The organism is Kosakonia sp. H7A (assembly GCF_003028445.1).
In the GTDB taxonomy this organism is placed as follows: Bacteria; Pseudomonadota; Gammaproteobacteria; order Enterobacterales; family Enterobacteriaceae; genus Kosakonia; species Kosakonia radicincitans.
Genome location: NZ_PYTZ01000024.1, coordinates 1 through 1,105, shown reverse-complemented (window position 1 = coordinate 1,105; position 1,105 = coordinate 1). Strand labels below are relative to the sequence as shown.

At 54.0% G+C, this 1,105-nt stretch carries 1 protein-coding gene; it reads right to left on the bottom strand.

Annotated elements, in window-relative coordinates; translation table 11 throughout:
- Nucleotide 1: 1 nt before the first annotated feature.
- On the bottom strand, nt 2–1,105 hold a 1,104-nt coding region (tuf, locus tag CWM66_RS27860), incomplete at its 5' end, for an elongation factor Tu (protein ID WP_051644100.1).

Sequence of the window (1,105 nt, the reverse complement as noted above, 5' to 3'; positions counted from 1 at the left end):
ATTAGCTGAGAACTTTTGCCACAACGCCCGCGCCAACGGTACGGCCGCCTTCACGGATTGCGAAACGCAGACCATCGTCCATCGCAATCGGGTGAATCAGGGTAACAACCATTTTGATGTTGTCGCCCGGCATTACCATCTCTACGCCTTCCGGCAGTTCGATGGTGCCAGTCACGTCAGTTGTACGGAAGTAGAACTGCGGACGGTAGCCTTTGAAGAACGGAGTGTGACGGCCGCCTTCATCTTTGGACAGGATATAAACTTCTGATTCGAATTTGGTGTGCGGCTTGATTGAACCCGGCTTAGCCAGTACCTGACCACGTTCGATTTCTTCACGTTTGATACCACGCAGCAGAACACCCACGTTCTCGCCCGCACGGCCTTCGTCCAGCAGTTTGCGGAACATTTCAACGCCAGTACAGGTCGATTTCGCAGTGTCTTTGATACCAACGATTTCAACTTCTTCACCCACTTTGATGATACCGCGTTCTACACGACCGGTAACAACGGTACCACGACCGGAGATGGAGAATACGTCTTCGATCGGCAGCAGGAACGGCTTGTCAATCGCACGCTCTGGTTCCGGAATGTAGGAATCCAGGAAGCCTGCCAGTTCGATGATTTTCGCTTCCCACTCTGCTTCGCCTTCCAGCGCTTTCAGAGCAGAACCACGAACGATCGGCGTGTCGTCGCCCGGGAAATCGTACTGAGACAGCAGTTCACGAACTTCCATCTCTACCAGTTCCAGCAGCTCTTCGTCATCAACCATGTCACATTTGTTCAGGAACACGATGATGTACGGAACGCCTACCTGACGACCCAGCAGGATGTGCTCACGGGTCTGCGGCATCGGACCGTCAGTCGCAGCAACAACCAGGATCGCGCCGTCCATCTGCGCAGCACCGGTGATCATGTTTTTAACATAGTCGGCGTGCCCCGGGCAGTCTACGTGCGCGTAGTGGCGGGTCGGGGTGTCATATTCAACGTGAGAAGTGTTGATGGTGATACCACGAGCTTTTTCTTCCGGCGCGTTATCGATCTGATCGAATGCGCGGGCAGAACCACCGTAGGTTTTTGCCAGAACGGTAGTGATTGCAGCAGTCAG